Below are 14,241 nucleotides of genomic sequence, written 5' to 3'. Positions count from 1 at the left end.
CCACCCGAGCCCCCGAGGATCGCCCATGCCCATCGCATCTCCCGAGGTCTACGCCCAGATGCTGGACAAGGCCAAGGCCGGCGCCTTCGCCTTCCCCGCCATCAACGTCACGTCCTCCTCGACGCTGAACGCCGCGCTCCGCGGCTTCGCCGAGGCCGAGTCGGACGGCATCATCCAGGTCTCCACGGGCGGTGCGGAGTACGCCTCCGGCTCGACCATCAAGGACATGGTCACCGGCGCGGTGGCGCTCGCGGAGTACGCCCACGTCGTGGCCGAGAAGTACTCCATCAACATCGCGCTGCACACCGACCACTGCCAGAAGGAGAAGCTGGACAGCTACGTCCGGCCGCTCCTCGCGATCTCGCAGGAGCGCGTGGACAAGGGCCTCGACCCGCTGTTCCAGTCGCACATGTGGGACGGCTCCGCGGTCGAGCTGCACGAGAACGTCGACATCGCCGAGGACCTGCTCGCCGCGTGCGCCAAGGCGAAGGTCATCCTCGAGATGGAGATCGGCGTCGTCGGCGGCGAGGAGGACGGCGTCGTCGGGGAGATCAACGAGAAGCTCTACTCCACCCCCGAGGACGCGCTGCTCGTGGCCGAGCGCCTCGGTACCGGCGAGAAGGGCAAGTACCTCCTCGCGGCGACCTTCGGCAACGTGCACGGCGTCTACAAGCCGGGCCACGTCAAGCTGCGCCCCGCGGTCCTCAAGGACCTGCAGGACGCGGTCGGCGCCAAGATCGGCAAGGACTCGCCGTTCGAGTTCGTCTTCCACGGCGGCTCCGGCTCCCTGCTCGAGGAGATCCGCGAGACCCTCGACTACGGCGTGGTGAAGATGAACATCGACACCGACACGCAGTACGCGTACACCCGGCCCATCGCCGACCACTTCTTCAAGAACTACGACGGCGTCCTCAAGGTCGACGGCGACGTGGGCAACAAGAAGGCGTACGACCCGCGCACCTTCCTCAAGGCGGCCGAGGGCGGCATGGCCCAGCGCATCGTCGAGGCGTGCGAGGCCCTGCGCTCGACGGGCACCTCGCTCGGCAAGTAGCGCTCGGCGCTCCCCGCTCGAGTGAACGGGGGCACCCAGTGGCTCTCCGGAGCCCACTGGGTGCCCCCGTTCGCATCTGGCGGGGGGAGCGCAACGCGACCTCAGCCCAGGGCGACCTCAGCCCAGGGCGACCTCAGCCCAGCGCGACCTCAGCCCCGCGCGATCTCGGCCCAGACCCGCTTGCCCTCACCCAGCGCCTGGACGCCCCAGCGCCGGGACACCGCCTCGATGATCGCGACGCCGCGGCCGCCCTCGCTCTCGCCGTCGGAGCCGCGCGCCTCCGGCAGCACGGCGGAGCCGTCCACGACGGCCACCTCCAGGCAGCCGGCCTCCGTCGCGAGCTCGAGGCGCACGGCGTCCCCGCCGTGCCGGACGCCGTTGCTCACCAGTTCGGTGACCACCAGCGTCGCGTCGTACGCCAGGCCCTCCCCGCCCACGCCCCAGGCGGAGAGCGCGTCGCGGACGGTGCGCCGGGCGACCGCGCAGGCCTCCGGGCCGAGCGGGAGGTCGAGCGCGAGCGTGAGGCGCTGGCCTGCGGTCATGGAGCGGGTTCGTCCTCTTCTCGGGCTGGGCGGGGTGCGACCCGTACGATGTCGTCGCCGCAACGGTGGTTGCGGCACCACGTTGCGCAACGGTCGTTGCGTAGCGCGACCTGAGCCTCTGGGAGGTTCCTGTGGACCGCGCCGCCCCTCCCCGCCCCGAACTCGAGCACGACGCCGCGCTCGACGCGCTGCGCGACCTGGCCGAGGTGCTCGAGCAGGCGGCCGGCGACTACCGCTCGCTCGCGCAGCGCTGCCGCGAGCTCGCCGTCGAGAAGGAGCGGGTCCCCGCGTGGCGCGACGTCGTCGAGGCGGAGGACCGCCCGCTGATCGTCGAGGCCGTGACGACGCTGCGCGACCGGGTCACCGACGCCAGTGCGCGCTTCCGCCGCTCGCAGGCCCGGGCGCTGGCCGACGAGGGGCTGAGCCACCAGCGCATCGCGACGATGTACGGCGTGACCCGCCAGCGCGTCGCCGCCCTGCTCGGCGACCGCCCCGGAGACGACCAGCAGCAGGCGGAGCAGCAGTAGGCCGGCGGGTCACGGGGTAGGGTCCCCCCGCTCGACGCACCACCACGCGCGAGCGCCACTCCGCGCCAGAGGACCCCTGCATGCCCACCACCGCCAAGGCCTACGCCGCCCCCAGCGCCGACCAGCCCCCGCAGCCGACCACGATCGAGCGGCGCGACGTCGGCCCCCACGAGGTCCGCATCGCCATCGCGTACGCCGGCATCTGCCACTCGGACATCCACACCGCGCGCGGCGAGTGGGGCCCCGTCACGTACCCGATCGTCGTCGGCCACGAGATCGCCGGCGTCGTCGAGGAGGTCGGCTCCGCCGTCACCAAGCACGCCGTGGGCGACCGCGTCGGGGTCGGCTGCATGGTCGACTCGTGCCGCGAGTGCGCGAACTGCCAGCAGGGCCTCGAGCAGTACTGCCTGAACGGCAACATCGGCACGTACGCGAGCACCGGCCGCGACGGCAAGCCCACCGCTGGCGGCTACTCCGCCTCGATCGTGGTCACCGAGGACTTCGCCCTCAAGATCCCGGATGCGCTCTCCCTCGACGTGGCCGCGCCGCTGCTGTGCGCCGGCATCACGCTCTACTCCCCGCTGCACCACTGGGGCGCGGGCCCGGGCAAGGAGGTCGCGATCGTCGGCCTCGGCGGGCTCGGCCACATGGGCGTGCAGATCGCTGCCGCCCTGGGCGCGCGCGTCACCGTCTTGAGCCAGTCGCTCAAGAAGCAGGAGGACGGGCTGCGGCTCGGCGCCTCCGCGTACTACGCGACGAGCGACCCCGACACGTTCGAGGCGCTCAAGGGCAGCTTCGACCTCATCGTCAACACCGTCTCCGCGCCGCTGCCGATGGACGACTACCTCGGCCTGCTGCGCACCAACGGCGTGATGGTGCAGGTCGGCGCGCCGCCGGAGCCGGTCTCGGTCTCGCTCGGCTCGCTCATGGGCGGGCGCCGCTCGCTCGCCGGCTCGGGCATCGGCGGCATCCCCGAGACCCAGGAGATGCTCGACTTCTGCGCCGAGCACGGCCTCGGTGCTCAGGTCGAGGTCATCCCCGCCGACCGGATCCCCGAGGCGTGGGACCGGGTCGTCGCGAGCGACGTGCGCTACCGGTTCGTCATCGACGCGAAGACCCTCTAGCGAGAGCGCCCTTCGAAGGGACCGCGGGAGCGGCCGCCCGGCACTACGCCGGGCGCCGCTCCCGCGAGACCTGCTCGAGCACGCGCAGCAGCGTCGCCGGCTCCTGGGCGCCCTGCACCGCGTAGCGCCGGTCGATGACGAAGGTCGGCACCGCGGTGATCCCGAGGTCGCGGGCGGTCGCCAGCTCCTCCTCGACCTCCTCCGCGCCGTGGTCGCCGGCCAGCCACTCCCGGACGCGGGCGCCGTCGAGTCCGGCCTCGACCCCGATCTCGGCGAGGACGAACAGGTCCCCGAGGTCGCGGCCCTCGGTGAAGTACGCCCGGAAGAGCCGCTCCTGCACCTCGGGCTGGACGCCCTCGTGGCGGCCGAGCGCCAGCAGGCGGTGCGCGTCCCGGGTGCTCACCGCGAGCGCCCGGTCCAGGTGGAGCTCCAGCCCCTCCGCTGCGGCGATGCCGGTGACGTGGGCCTGCATGCCCGGCACCCGGTCGGCGCCGAACCGCTCGGCCAGGTGCTCGTCGAGCGGGCGCGCCTCGGCGGGCGCGGAGGGGTCGAGCAGGAAGGCGTGCGAGACCACCTCCACCTCCCCGTCGTACGCCGCCAGGGCACGCTCGAGGCGGTGCTTCCCGATGTAGCACCAGGGGCACGCCACGTCGGACCAGACGTCGATGCGGAGGGTGTCGCTCATGCTCTCGGCAACGGCGCGAGCCCGCTCCGGATTCCGCCAGATGCCCTGACGGGCCTCCACGCCGGGCCCCGCTCGTGGTACCACGTCTCCAGCAGACCGCCGGGGGACGGAGGCACATGGACGACGGGGCGGCCGAGCGCGACCCGCGCGTGGAGGCCGCCGTGCTCGCCGCGGTCGCGGACAACGAGGTGGACGGCCTGCTCGTCGCCGACCCGCTGCGGGACGCGGACGGCGTCGTCGTCGACTTCCGCTACGTCTACGAGAACGCGGGTGTCGTCTCCCTGCTCGGGGCGGGCTCGCTGCTCGGCCGGACGATGCGCGAGGTCTTCCCCTGGGCGGTCGGCTCGGTGTCGTGGGACGCCTGCGTCGCCGTCGCCGACGGCGGTGGCCCGCGGCTCCACGAGTCCGAGCCGAGCGTCGCCGCCGACCACCTGGCCGGGCGCGTCTTCCAGATCCACACCTGCGCGGAGGAGGGGCTCGTCGTCATGCTCTTCCGCGACGTCACCGCCGTGCGCAACGCGCACCGGGGTGCCGCCGCCCGTGAGCGCGCCTTCCGCGCGCTGGTCGAGCAGGCGACCGATGTCATCCACGTGTTCGACGGCGAGGGCCGGACGACGTACGTCAGCCCGGCCATCGAGCGCATCCTCGGGCACCCCGCCGACGAGGTCGCGGAGCTCTCCTACACGGCGCTGGTCGCCGAGGAGGACCGGCCGCGCGCCGTGGCGGCGTTCGAGCAGCTCCTGGTCGACGGCCCGGGCGCCCGGGTGCGGCTCGACCTCGGGGTGCGCCACGCGAGCGGGAGCACCCGCTGGGCGCAGGTGAGCGCGACGAACCGGCTGGACGACCCCGCGGTGGCCGGCATCGTCGTCAACTGGCGCGACGTCACCGAGCGCCGCGAGCTCGAGGTCAGGCTGGCGCACGAGGCCTCGCACGACCCGCTGACGGGACTGCCCAACCGCCGGCTGCTCGGCGAGCTGCTCGAGCGCGCCGTCTCCGGCGCGAGCCGGCGGGGGGCGACCGCGGCTGTGCTCTTCTGCGACGTCGACGACTTCAAGCTCGTCAACGACACGCGCGGCCACGCCGCCGGGGACGAGCTGCTCGCCGAGGTCGCCCGCCGGCTCCGCCAGGTGCTGCGCCCGGGCGACGTCGTCGCGCGCTTCGGCGGCGACGAGTTCGTCGTCGTCTGCGAGTCGCTGGGCGACGCCCGGGAGGCGCTCGGCGTCGCCGAGCGGGTGCAGGACGCGCTGTGCGGGCAGTACGCGCTGGCGGGCGCGGTCACGCACGCGACGGTGAGCATCGGGCTGACGACGCTGCGGCCCGGCGCCGGCAGCGGACCGACCGCGCTGAGCGAGGCCGACGCCGCGCTGTACGCCGCGAAGCGCAAGGGCCGCGGGCGCATCGAGGTGTTCGACCGCGGTCTCCGCGACGAGCTGGACCAGCGGCTGCGCTCCGAGGCGGGGCTGCGCCGCGCTCTCGGCCAGGACGAGCTCGAGCTGCACTTCCAGCCGATCGTCGAGCTGGCGACCGGCCGTACCGCCCGGGTGGAGGCCCTGCTGCGCTGGCGCCAGCCGGACGGGGGCCTCGCGCTGCCGGGCGAGTTCCTCTCGGTCGCGGAGCACACCGGGCTGGTCGTCGACCTCGGCCGCCGCGTCCTGCAGCTCGGGGTGGGCCAGGCCCGCAGCTGGGTCGAGCGGTGGGGCGGCCGCGCGCCGGTGCTCTGCCTCAACGTCGCCCACCGCCAGCTCAACGCGCCGGGCTTCCTCGACGAGCTGGACGAGCTGCTGGAGACCGCGGGCCTGCCGGCGCACGCGCTGGAGCTCGAGGTGAGCGAGCGGCTGCTCGTCTCCGACCCCGCCCCGGTGGCGGGGCTGCTCGCCGAGGTGCGCTCGCGCGGGGTCGGGATCGCGCTCGACGACTTCGGCGCCGGCAGCACCTCCATCTCCTGGCTGCAGACGCTGCCGATCGACGTGCTCAAGCTCGACCGGTGCCTGGTGGCGGGGCTCCCCGGGCGCAACGAGGCCGCCATCGTCGGCGCGCTCGCCATGCTCGCGGCCGAGCTCGACATCGCGACCGTCGCCGAGGGGATCGAGACCCACGACCAGCTCACGGCCGTGACCGAGCTCGGCTGCGGCTTCGCGCAGGGCTACCTGCTCGCCGTGCCCGCCCCCGAGGCCGCGCTGGAGGTGGTGCTCCCGCCCGCGGAGGAGCTGCCCGTCAGGCGGTGAGCGCCGCGGGGTGGACGCCGGCCCCGGTGGCGACCTCCTGCGCCACCTGGAGGAACGCGCGGACGGCGCCGTCGTCGGCGATCGCCCGCCGGGTCACGGCGAACACGCGGCGGACGGGCTCCCGCCCGCGTACGGGCCGGACGACGACGCCCTCGCGGACCGCGCGCAGGGCGAGCAGCGGGACCAGCGCGACCCCGAGCCCGACCTCGACGTAGCCCTGCAGCGCGAAGTAGTCCTCGGCAGAGACCGCGACCCGCGGCTTGAACCCCGCTCCCGCGCAGGCCTCGAGCATCGGCGCCTCGCAGGTGCCGGGGCACGAGGAGGTCATCACCCAGGGGTCGTCGGCCAGGTCCTCGAGGGCGACAGCGCGCCGGCCCGCGAGCCGGTGCGTGCGCGGCAGCACGACGCGGTACGCGTCGTCGAGCAGGTGCCGGCGCACCAGCACCGCGTCCTCGGCGGAGGGCAGGTCGTAGCCGGGCTCGACGGCGAGGGCGATGTCGGCGGTGCCGGCGCGTACGGCGTCGATCGACTCCGGCGGGTCGGCGACCGTGACGTCGAGCCGCACGTCGGGGCTGCGCCGCTGGAAGGCCCCGACCACGGCGGGGACGAGCCCGACCCCGGCGGTCTGGAAGGCGACGACCCGCAGCGACCCGGCGCGCCCCTCGCGCAGGGCGGCGAGCGCGGCCTCCGCCTCCGCGACGCGCTCGAGCAGGGCCGCGGCGTGCTCGGCCAGCAGCAGCCCCGCCGCCGTCGGGCGCAGCCCGCGCCCCACGCGCTCGAGCAGCGGGGTGCCCGCCTCGCGCTCCAGCACGGCGAGCTGCTGGCTGACGGCCGAGGGCGTGTAGCTCAGCACCCCCGCGGCGGCCGTGACCGAACCGGTGTCCACCACGGTCTTCAGCACGCGCAGGCGGCGGATGTCGAGCACCCCTCCATCGTGAAGCAGCGCTTCACGGAGGTCCAGCACTATTCGCTGGTCCTGCGCCCCTCGTGCCATGACAGTAGGAGGTGGCCGGCCAGCCGCACGTCCCAGTCCCACCTCCCCCACGGACTCCCGAGGAGCTCCCGATGCTCGTCATGCTGGCCCTGATCGTCCTCGTTGCCCTGCTCGCCGCGCGCTTCGGCGCCGACTCCCGTGAACCGCGCCAGTGGCGGGACGGGACCGACTGGAGCGCGCGCCCCCGCCGCTAGCAGCTCAGGCCGGGAGCACGACGTCGAGCGCGGGGACGCCGCCCTGCGTGTGCCGCAGCGCCGTCCCCCAGCCGAGCCCGCGGGCGACGTCCGCCACGTCGTCCGCGGAGCGCGCGCCGGTCGCCTGCTCGAGCAGCGCGCGCGCCAGGACGCCCTTGCCGTGCTTGGAGAAGTGGCTGATGACGCGCGGCTCGCCCTTGGGCCGCGGCGAGAGCACGCGGACGGGCAGCACCTGGTGGCGCAGCGGGCCCGTCGGCGGCCACATCCCGGCGTAGTCCGTGGAGCGCAGGTCGACGCAGAACGACCGCCCCAGCAGCGCGGGCACGGTGTCGCGCAGCGCCGCCCGCCACAGCGGCGTCAGCCCTCCGAGGTCCGGCAGGACCGCGGAGACGGGGACGCGGTAGTCCGGCACCCGGTCGCTGCCCCGGACGATGCCGAGCAGGCCGGAGAGCACGAGGCAGCCCTGCTCCGCCCGGCGGCGGACGGCGGGCGTCATCGAGGCGACGTCGAGGCCCTGGTAGACCACCCCGGCGTACCGGTCGAGGGCGGGGAGCGTCGCGCTCGTCGCGGCGGCGGCGTCGGCCGCGAGCGCCGCCTCCCGCGCCGCGGGCGGGAGCTTGAGCACCTCGGCGGCCCGCTCCGGCTGGTCCTGCGCGAGCCCGGCCACCGCGTCGACCACCCGCCGGCGCGTCCCGGCCAGGCGAGGGGCGGCGAGCCCCTCGAGGTCGACCGCGGGCCCGTCGCCGCCGGGGGTCTTCGCCTCGCTCGGCGGCAGCAGGATGAGCACCGGAGGAGTATCCGCCCTGCGCTCCCCGGACGCCCGGCCGCGCCCGCCCCGGCTAGGGTCGGGAGCAGGAGCCCGGGACGCAGAGGAGCGGTCGATGGCAGAGGCGGAGCGCGTACGCGGCGTGGTGGCGCGCGCGAAGGGTGCGCCCGTGGCGCTCGAGACGATCGTCGTGCCGGCGCCCGGACCGGGCGAGGCGCGCGTGCGCGTCAAGGCGTGCGGCGTGTGCCACACCGACCTGCACTACAAGCTCGGCGCGATCGGCGACGGCTTCCCGTTCCTGCTCGGGCACGAGGCGGCCGGCGTCGTCGAGTCCGTCGGCCCCGACGTGACCGAGGTCGCTCCCGGCGACACCGTCGTGCTCAACTGGCGGGCGGTCTGCGGCCAGTGCCGGGCCTGCCGCCGCGGCCGGCCGTGGTACTGCTTCGACACGCACAACGCCACGCAGCGGATGACCCTCGAGGACGGCACCGAGCTCTCGCCGGCGCTCGGCATCGGCGCGTTCGCCGAGCTGACGCTCGTCGCGGCGGGCCAGTGCACCAAGGTCGACCCGTCCGTACCCCCTGCGGTGGCGGGACTCCTCGGCTGCGGCGTCATGGCCGGCATCGGTGCGGCGATCAACACCGGCGGCGTCGGTCGCGGCGACACGGTCGCCGTCATCGGCTGCGGCGGGGTGGGCGACGCAGCCGTCCTCGGCTCGTCTCTGGCCGGTGCGCGCACGATCATCGCCGTCGACGTGGACGAGCAGAAGCTGCAGTGGGCACGCGACTTCGGGGCCACCCACACCGTCGACGCCAAGCAGCACGACGTCGTCGAGGCCGTCCGCTCGCTGACCGACGGCTTCGGCGCCGACGTCGTCATCGACGCGGTCGGGCGTCCGGAGACGTGGAAGCAGGCGTTCTACGCGCGCGACCTCGCCGGGACGGTCGTGCTCGTCGGCGTCCCGTCGCCGGAGATGACCCTGGAGCTGCCGCTCCTCGACGTCTTCGGCCGCGGCGGCGCCCTCAAGTCCAGCTGGTACGGCGACTGCCTGCCCTCGCGCGACTTCCCGATGCTGCTCGACCTCTTCCAGCAGGGCCGGCTCCCGCTCGACCGCTTCGTCTCCGAGGAGATCGGCGTGGGCGACGTCGAGGAGGCGTTCGACAAGATGCACCGTGGCGAGGTCCTGCGCTCCGTGGTGGTGTTCCCGTGACCGCCTACGCGGAGTTCCCGCAGGGGCTGCGCATCGAGCGCGTCGTCACCGCGGGCACCTTCGAGCTCGACGGCGGCTCGTGGGAGGTCGAGAACAACGTCTGGCTCATCGGCAACGACGCCGAGGTCGTCGTCATCGACCCGGCGCACGACCCCGAGGCGATCCTCGCCGCGGTGGGGGAGCGCGAGCTGCTCCTCGTCGTGTGCACCCACGGCCACAACGACCACATCAACGCCGCTGTCGAGGTCGCCGCCGAGAAGGACGCGGAGATCGCCCTGCATCCCAAGGACGGGATGCTCTGGCAGGAGGAGTACGGCGCCGACCTCCGCTGGGACGTCGACCTCGCCGACCAGGGCGGCATCACCGTGGCGGACCTCGAGCTCACCGTGCTGCACACCCCGGGGCACTCGCCCGGCGCGGTCTGCCTGCACGCCAGCGACATCGACGTCGTCTTCACGGGCGACACGCTGTTCAACGGCGGGCCCGGGGCGACGGGCCGGAAGTACTCCGACCGCGACCTCATCGTCCGCTCGATCCGCCGCAAGCTGCTCGACCTCAGCGACGACACGCGCGTGCTCACCGGGCACGGCGAGGAGACGACGATCGAGGCCGAGCGGGCCGGCTCGCGCGGGTGGGACGAGGACGAGACGGCGGAGTAGTGCCCGACGTCCCGCAGCTCGACGGCGTCCGCCACAGCTGGGTACGCGCCGGTGACGACCTCATGCTGCACGTCGCCGCCGCCGGCCCGGAGGACGCGCCCCCGGTCGTGCTGCTGCACGGCTGGCCGCAGCACTGGTGGTGCTGGCGGCACGTCATCCCCCCGCTCGCGCGCGACCACCGGGTGCTCGCCGTGGACCTGCGCGGCTGCGGGTGGAGCGACGTCCCCGCCTCGGGCTACGACAAGGAGCAGCTCGCCGCGGACGTCGTGGGCGTCCTGGACACGCTCGGCGTCGAGCGCACCCGGCTGGTGGGCCACGATTGGGGCGGCTGGGTCGCGGGGCTGCTCGCGCAGCGGCACCCGGAGCGGGTCACCGACCTGCTGCTGGTCTCGATCCTGCCGCCGTTCCTGCCGGTGCACGTGCCGCCCCGGCAGGCGTGGCGCTTCGGCTACCAGCCCCTCGTCGCCGCTCCCGTGCTCGGCCCGCTGCTCGTCCGCGGCGTCGCGGCCCGGCGCGACGGCAGCTTCGCCGAGGTCCTGCGGCAGCGCCGCTACGCCCGCGCGTCCTCCCTGCTCTACCGCACCTTCCTCGTCCGGGAGCTCGCACAGAGCCGCGCGGGCGCGCACCGCGGCGGGCCTGCCGTGCCGTGGAGGCTGCTGCTGGGCGGCGCGGACCCGGTCATCCGGCCCGAGTTCCTGCTGCGCGGCCGGCAGGCCACCACCGTGCTCCCGGGTGCCGGCCACTTCCTGCCCGAGGAGGCGCCGGAGGCGGTGCTCGCGGCGCTCGCGGCGCCGCGCTGAGCCGGTGTACGGGCCCACCGCTGCGCAGGGAGCGCTCCCTTGGCAGGATGTCGCCCATGCCGCAGAACCTCATCGCCGGGCCGCCGCCCACCCACCTGCCCGAGGACGAGGCCGCGCGCGACCAGCTCGCGGGCCTGCTCGCCTCCGGGAGCGACGTGCGGCCGGCCGCGGCGGAGCACCCGGCGTACAGCCTGGCCTGGGCCGTGCTCGCCGAGCAGGCGCTCGACGGCGGCGACGCGGTGACGGCGTACGCGTTCGCGCGGACCGGCTACCACCGTGGTCTCGACGCCCTGCGCCGCTCCGGCTGGCGCGGCACGGGCCCGGTGCCGTGGGAGCACGAGCCGAACCGCGGCTTCCTGCGCGCGCTGGCGGCCCTCGGCCGTGCCGCCGCCGCGATCGGGGAGGCGCCGGAGGCCGACCGCTGCCGCGAGTTCCTCCATGACAGCAGCGAGTCCGCAGCAGCCGCTCTGCCGACCTGGTGACGAGCCGCGCCATGTCCGTCGTGGTCGTCGGGGGCGGGATCAGCGGGAGCGCCTGCGCCGCCGCGCTCCAGGCCGCCGGCGCCCGGGTCCAGCTGCTGGACCGCGCCCACCGGCCGGGCGGGCGCATGGCGGGCTACGACCGGGGCGGCCGGATCGTCGACCTCGGCGCGTCGTACCTCACGGTCTCCGGTGACGCGCTCGTCGCGCAGGTCGAGCGCTGGGAGTCGGCGGGCCTCGCCCGCCGGTGGACCGACACCTTCGCGGTGAGCGACGGCGAGACGCTGACGGGCACCCGGAGCGGGCCGCTGCGCTGGGCCGCCACCGGCGGCCTGCACACCCTCGTGGCCGACCTGCAGCGCGGGGTGGCGGTGCGCCAGGAGTGCGAGGTCGAGGCCGTCGGCCCCGGCCCGCTGGTGCAGGCCCGCGACGGCCGCGAGGAGCTGGCCGACGCCGTCGTGCTCGCGATGCCCGACCCGCAGGCAGCGGACCTGCTGGCCGACTCGCTCGACGCCGAGCTCGAGCAGGTGGCCGAGCGCGAGTGGGCGCCGGCGCTGAGCGTCGCGCTGCGCTTCCCGGAGCGCAGCTGGGACGCCGACCTGCACGGCGTGTTCGTCAACGGCTCGGCGGAGCTCGCCTGGATCGCCGACGACGGCGACCGGCGCGGCGACGGGGCGCCCGTCCTCGTGCTGCACTCCACGGCCGAGCTCGCCGAGGAGCACCTCGACGACGTCTCCGCAGCGCTCCCGCAGCTCGTCGGCGCGGTGCGCCGCATCCTGCAGCTGCCGGACGACCCGGTCGAGGTCCACACCAAGCGCTGGTCGCTCGCCCGCCCGGTCGAGCCGCGCGAGGAGCCGTTCTTCCTCGGTGACGCGATGGTCGGGCTGTGCGGCGACGGCTGGCACGCGCCGGCGCGGGTCGAGTCGGCGTACGCCTCGGGCCGCGCGCTCGCCGACGAGCTGCTGCGCCGGCTGGGATGAGCGAGGAGGGCGTCGCCTACGCCTCACCGGCCGGCCGCGGCGTCCTCGCCGCGACCGTCCTCGGCTCGGGGATGGTCTTCCTCGACAGCACCGTCGCCAACGTCGCGCTGCGCCCCATCGGCAAGGCCCTCGACGCCGACCTCGCGGTGCTCCAGTGGGTGGTCAACGGCTACACGCTCGCGCTCGCCGCCCTGATCCTCCTCGGCGGGTCGCTCGGGGACAGGTTCGGCCGGCGCCGGGTGTTCGTCGTCGGCACGGTGTGGTTCGCGGTCGGCTCGCTGCTCTGCGGGCTGGCCCCCACCGGTGCCGTGCTCGTCGCGGCGCGCGTCCTCCAGGGGGTGGGCGGGGCGCTGCTCACGCCCGGGAGCCTGGCGATCCTGCAGACCTCGCTGCGGCACGAGGACCGGGCGCGGGCGATCGGCGCCTGGTCCGGGCTGGCCGGGCTGTCCTCCGCCGCGGGGCCGCTCGTCGGCGGGTGGCTGGTCTCGGCGCTGTCGTGGCGCTGGGCCTTCCTGCTCAACCTGCCGCTGGCGGTCGTCGTCGTCACGATCGCCCTGCGCTGCGTCCCGGAGAGCCGCTCCACCGCCGTGCCCAGGCTCGACCCGCTGGGGGCCCTGCTCGCGGCCCTCGCGCTCGGCGGCTCGACGTACGCGCTGGTGTCGTGGGGCTCGCCCGCTGCCTGGGCCGCCCTCGTCGTCGGCGTCGCCAGCGCCGTCGCGTTCCTCGGCTGGCAGCGGGTGGCGCTCGCGCCGATGCTGCCCCTCGGGATCTTCCGCTCGCGGGCGTTCAGCGCCGCCAACGTCGCGACCTTCGTGGTCTACGGGGGACTCGCCGGCGTCACCTTCCTGCTCGTGCTCGACCTGCAGGTGGCGTCCGGGTTCTCGCCGCTGGTGTCCGGCAGCCTGCTGCTGCCGATCACCGCCATGATGCTGCTGCTGTCGTCGCACTCCGGGGCGCTGGCCACGCGCACCGGCGCGCGGCTGCCCATGACCGTGGGCCCGGTCATCGTCGCGGTCTCGGTGCTGGTGCTCGCCACGCTCCCCGAGGGCGGGCTCTCCTGGCTCGTCGCCCTCGTCGGCGCGGCCCTGCTCGGGCTCGGCATGGCGGTGCTCGTCGCGCCGCTCACCGCGACCGTGCTCGCGAGCGTGGGCGACGAGCACGCCGGCCTGGCGTCGGGCGTCAACAACGCGGTCGCGCGCACCGCCTCGCTCGTCGCGGTCGCGGCGCTGCCGGTGGTCGTCGGCCTCGGGGGCGACGACTACGCCGACCCGCGCGTCCTGCACCCGGCGTACCGGACGGCGATGCTGCTCTGCGCCGGGCTCGTGGCCCTCGGGGCGGTGGTCAGCTGGGTGGGCGTGCCCGGCCGCGCGGACGCCGAGGGCTAGGGCCGCTCGAGCGCGAAGAGCACGTGCCGCGAGAGCCTGTGCCCGGCGGGTACGCGGGGGTGGTCGAAGTCGCGTGCGGGCCGGTGCGTCATCCCGAGCCGGCGCATGACGTCCTGCGAGCGCAGGTTGGGCACCGCGGTGAAGGCGACGACCTCGGGCAGCGCGAGCTCGGTGAACGCGTGCTGCAGGCACGCGCGGCCGGCCTCCGTCGCGTACCCGCGTCCCCAGGCCCAGGCGGCGAGCCGCCAGCCGATCTCGGTGCCCGGGGCGGGCGGGAGGTCGGGCGTCAGCGGCTGGATCCCGACGAAGCCCGCGAACCGCCCGACGTCCGGGCCCTCGACGACCTCGACGGCGAACATCCCCCAGCCGCGCTCCGCGATGCCGGCGGCGAGCCGGTCGACCATCGCGTCGCTCTGCTCGGCGGTCAGCGGCGCGGGGAAGTGCTCCATGACGAGCGGGTCGGCGTTGAGCGCGGCGAACGGCGCGCGGTCGTCGTCGCGCCACTGCCGCAGCGAGAGCCTCTCGGTCAGCAGCACGCCCCGACCGTAGCGCTCCGGTACGATCTGTCCGCAAGGGGCGCTCTGCGGTGGCCTCCTGCGGCTCCCGATCTCCGATCCGAA

The 14,241-nt window shown here is 75.2% G+C and carries 16 protein-coding genes; 11 read left to right on the top strand and 5 right to left on the bottom strand.

The features are described 5' to 3' along the window. Positions 1-25: 25 nt before the first annotated feature. The gene (gene fbaA, locus EV189_RS00780; RefSeq protein ID WP_130491054.1) at positions 26-1,051 is read left to right on the top strand and encodes a class II fructose-bisphosphate aldolase; all 1,026 of its coding nucleotides are present in this window, start codon (positions 26-28) and stop codon (positions 1,049-1,051) included. Between the two features lie 149 nt (positions 1,052-1,200). Here the strand turns inward: fbaA and EV189_RS00775 are convergent, their stop codons facing one another. Beyond that, complete coding sequence (locus tag EV189_RS00775; RefSeq protein WP_130491053.1) at positions 1,201-1,593, bottom strand: ATP-binding protein; 393 nt, start codon at positions 1,591-1,593, stop codon at positions 1,201-1,203. A gap of 131 nt (positions 1,594-1,724) precedes the next feature. Between EV189_RS00775 and EV189_RS00770 the strand changes: the two genes are divergently transcribed. Further along, entirely contained in the window at positions 1,725-2,120 is a 396-nt protein-coding gene (locus EV189_RS00770; protein WP_130491052.1) for a hypothetical protein, read from the top strand. Positions 2,121-2,200: 80 nt separating this feature from the next. Beyond that, positions 2,201-3,244: an NAD(P)-dependent alcohol dehydrogenase gene (locus tag EV189_RS00765; protein WP_130491051.1), complete on the top strand. Its 1,044-nt coding sequence runs from the start codon at positions 2,201-2,203 to the stop codon at positions 3,242-3,244. A 43-nt stretch (positions 3,245-3,287) separates the two neighbouring features. On the opposite strand, the gene EV189_RS00760 is transcribed toward EV189_RS00765, so the two are convergent. Next, on the bottom strand, positions 3,288-3,929 hold the full coding sequence (locus EV189_RS00760) for a DsbA family oxidoreductase (RefSeq protein ID WP_130491050.1): 642 nt from the start codon (positions 3,927-3,929) through the stop codon (positions 3,288-3,290). 116 nt (positions 3,930-4,045) lie between these two features. Between EV189_RS00760 and EV189_RS00755 the strand changes: the two genes are divergently transcribed. Further along, the gene (locus EV189_RS00755) at positions 4,046-6,154 is read left to right on the top strand and encodes a putative bifunctional diguanylate cyclase/phosphodiesterase (RefSeq protein WP_130491049.1); all 2,109 of its coding nucleotides are present in this window, start codon (positions 4,046-4,048) and stop codon (positions 6,152-6,154) included. On the opposite strand, the gene EV189_RS00750 is transcribed toward EV189_RS00755, so the two are convergent. Continuing rightward, the gene (locus EV189_RS00750) at positions 6,144-7,079 is read right to left on the bottom strand and encodes a LysR family transcriptional regulator (RefSeq protein WP_165400061.1); all 936 of its coding nucleotides are present in this window, start codon (positions 7,077-7,079) and stop codon (positions 6,144-6,146) included. The genes EV189_RS00755 and EV189_RS00750 overlap by 11 nt on opposite strands. Before the next feature lie 140 nt (positions 7,080-7,219). Here EV189_RS00750 and EV189_RS20885 point away from each other — a divergent pair, with 140 nt between their 5' ends. Next, on the top strand, positions 7,220-7,342 hold the full coding sequence (locus EV189_RS20885; RefSeq protein ID WP_269204155.1) for a hypothetical protein: 123 nt from the start codon (positions 7,220-7,222) through the stop codon (positions 7,340-7,342). Between the two features lie 4 nt (positions 7,343-7,346). Here the strand turns inward: EV189_RS20885 and EV189_RS00745 are convergent, their stop codons facing one another. Continuing rightward, the gene (locus EV189_RS00745; RefSeq protein WP_165400060.1) at positions 7,347-8,129 is read right to left on the bottom strand and encodes a YaaA family protein; all 783 of its coding nucleotides are present in this window, start codon (positions 8,127-8,129) and stop codon (positions 7,347-7,349) included. Between the two features lie 94 nt (positions 8,130-8,223). Here EV189_RS00745 and EV189_RS00740 point away from each other — a divergent pair, with 94 nt between their 5' ends. Genes EV189_RS00740 through EV189_RS00715 form a run of 6 tightly spaced genes read left to right on the top strand, consistent with a single transcriptional unit; the run spans position 8,224 to position 13,621 of the window. Beyond that, positions 8,224-9,318 carry an S-(hydroxymethyl)mycothiol dehydrogenase gene (locus tag EV189_RS00740; protein ID WP_130491046.1) on the top strand — a complete coding sequence of 365 codons (1,095 nt, stop codon included), beginning with the start codon at positions 8,224-8,226 and terminating at the stop codon, positions 9,316-9,318. Next, on the top strand, positions 9,315-9,977 hold the full coding sequence (locus tag EV189_RS00735) for an MBL fold metallo-hydrolase (RefSeq protein WP_231115948.1): 663 nt from the start codon (positions 9,315-9,317) through the stop codon (positions 9,975-9,977). The genes EV189_RS00740 and EV189_RS00735 overlap by 4 nt, the downstream gene beginning before the upstream one ends. Next, on the top strand, positions 9,977-10,777 hold the full coding sequence (locus tag EV189_RS00730; RefSeq protein ID WP_130491045.1) for an alpha/beta fold hydrolase: 801 nt from the start codon (positions 9,977-9,979) through the stop codon (positions 10,775-10,777). Before EV189_RS00735 ends, EV189_RS00730 begins: the two co-directional genes overlap by 1 nt. A 47-nt stretch (positions 10,778-10,824) precedes the next feature. Beyond that, the gene (locus tag EV189_RS00725) at positions 10,825-11,259 is read left to right on the top strand and encodes a DUF3151 domain-containing protein (RefSeq protein ID WP_130491044.1); all 435 of its coding nucleotides are present in this window, start codon (positions 10,825-10,827) and stop codon (positions 11,257-11,259) included. A gap of 11 nt (positions 11,260-11,270) precedes the next feature. After that, positions 11,271-12,236, top strand: a complete 966-nt coding sequence (locus tag EV189_RS00720; protein WP_130491043.1) for an NAD(P)/FAD-dependent oxidoreductase — start codon at positions 11,271-11,273, stop codon at positions 12,234-12,236. Next, a complete protein-coding gene (locus EV189_RS00715; protein WP_130491042.1) occupies positions 12,233-13,621 on the top strand; it encodes an MFS transporter in 1,389 nt (462 codons plus the stop codon). Before EV189_RS00720 ends, EV189_RS00715 begins: the two co-directional genes overlap by 4 nt. On the opposite strand, the gene EV189_RS00710 is transcribed toward EV189_RS00715, so the two are convergent. After that, positions 13,618-14,154, bottom strand: a complete 537-nt coding sequence (locus EV189_RS00710) for a GNAT family N-acetyltransferase (protein WP_130491886.1) — start codon at positions 14,152-14,154, stop codon at positions 13,618-13,620. The two genes, EV189_RS00715 and EV189_RS00710, sit on opposite strands and share 4 nt — an antisense overlap. Positions 14,155-14,241 lie beyond the last annotated feature (87 nt).

The sequence above is a fragment of the Motilibacter rhizosphaerae genome, assembly GCF_004216915.1.
GTDB lineage: Bacteria > Actinomycetota > Actinomycetes > Motilibacterales > Motilibacteraceae > Motilibacter > Motilibacter rhizosphaerae.
This window is presented reverse-complemented; position numbering and strand designations above follow the sequence as displayed.

What these genes read in the sequence shown, in the direction of transcription:
- fbaA (WP_130491054.1), top strand. Translation starts at nt 26, where the DNA reads ATGCCCATCGCATCTCCCGAGGTCTACGCCCAGATGCTGGACAAGGCC.
- EV189_RS00775 (WP_130491053.1), bottom strand. Translation starts at nt 1,593, where the DNA reads ATGACCGCAGGCCAGCGCCTCACGCTCGCGCTCGACCTCCCGCTCGGC.
- EV189_RS00765 (WP_130491051.1), top strand. Translation starts at nt 2,201, where the DNA reads ATGCCCACCACCGCCAAGGCCTACGCCGCCCCCAGCGCCGACCAGCCC.
- EV189_RS00760 (WP_130491050.1), bottom strand. Translation starts at nt 3,929, where the DNA reads ATGAGCGACACCCTCCGCATCGACGTCTGGTCCGACGTGGCGTGCCCC.
- EV189_RS00755 (WP_130491049.1), top strand. Translation starts at nt 4,046, where the DNA reads ATGGACGACGGGGCGGCCGAGCGCGACCCGCGCGTGGAGGCCGCCGTG.
- EV189_RS20885 (WP_269204155.1), top strand. Translation starts at nt 7,220, where the DNA reads ATGCTCGTCATGCTGGCCCTGATCGTCCTCGTTGCCCTGCTCGCCGCG.
- EV189_RS00740 (WP_130491046.1), top strand. Translation starts at nt 8,224, where the DNA reads ATGGCAGAGGCGGAGCGCGTACGCGGCGTGGTGGCGCGCGCGAAGGGT.
- EV189_RS00725 (WP_130491044.1), top strand. Translation starts at nt 10,825, where the DNA reads ATGTCGCCCATGCCGCAGAACCTCATCGCCGGGCCGCCGCCCACCCAC.
- EV189_RS00720 (WP_130491043.1), top strand. Translation starts at nt 11,271, where the DNA reads ATGTCCGTCGTGGTCGTCGGGGGCGGGATCAGCGGGAGCGCCTGCGCC.
- EV189_RS00715 (WP_130491042.1), top strand. Translation starts at nt 12,233, where the DNA reads ATGAGCGAGGAGGGCGTCGCCTACGCCTCACCGGCCGGCCGCGGCGTC.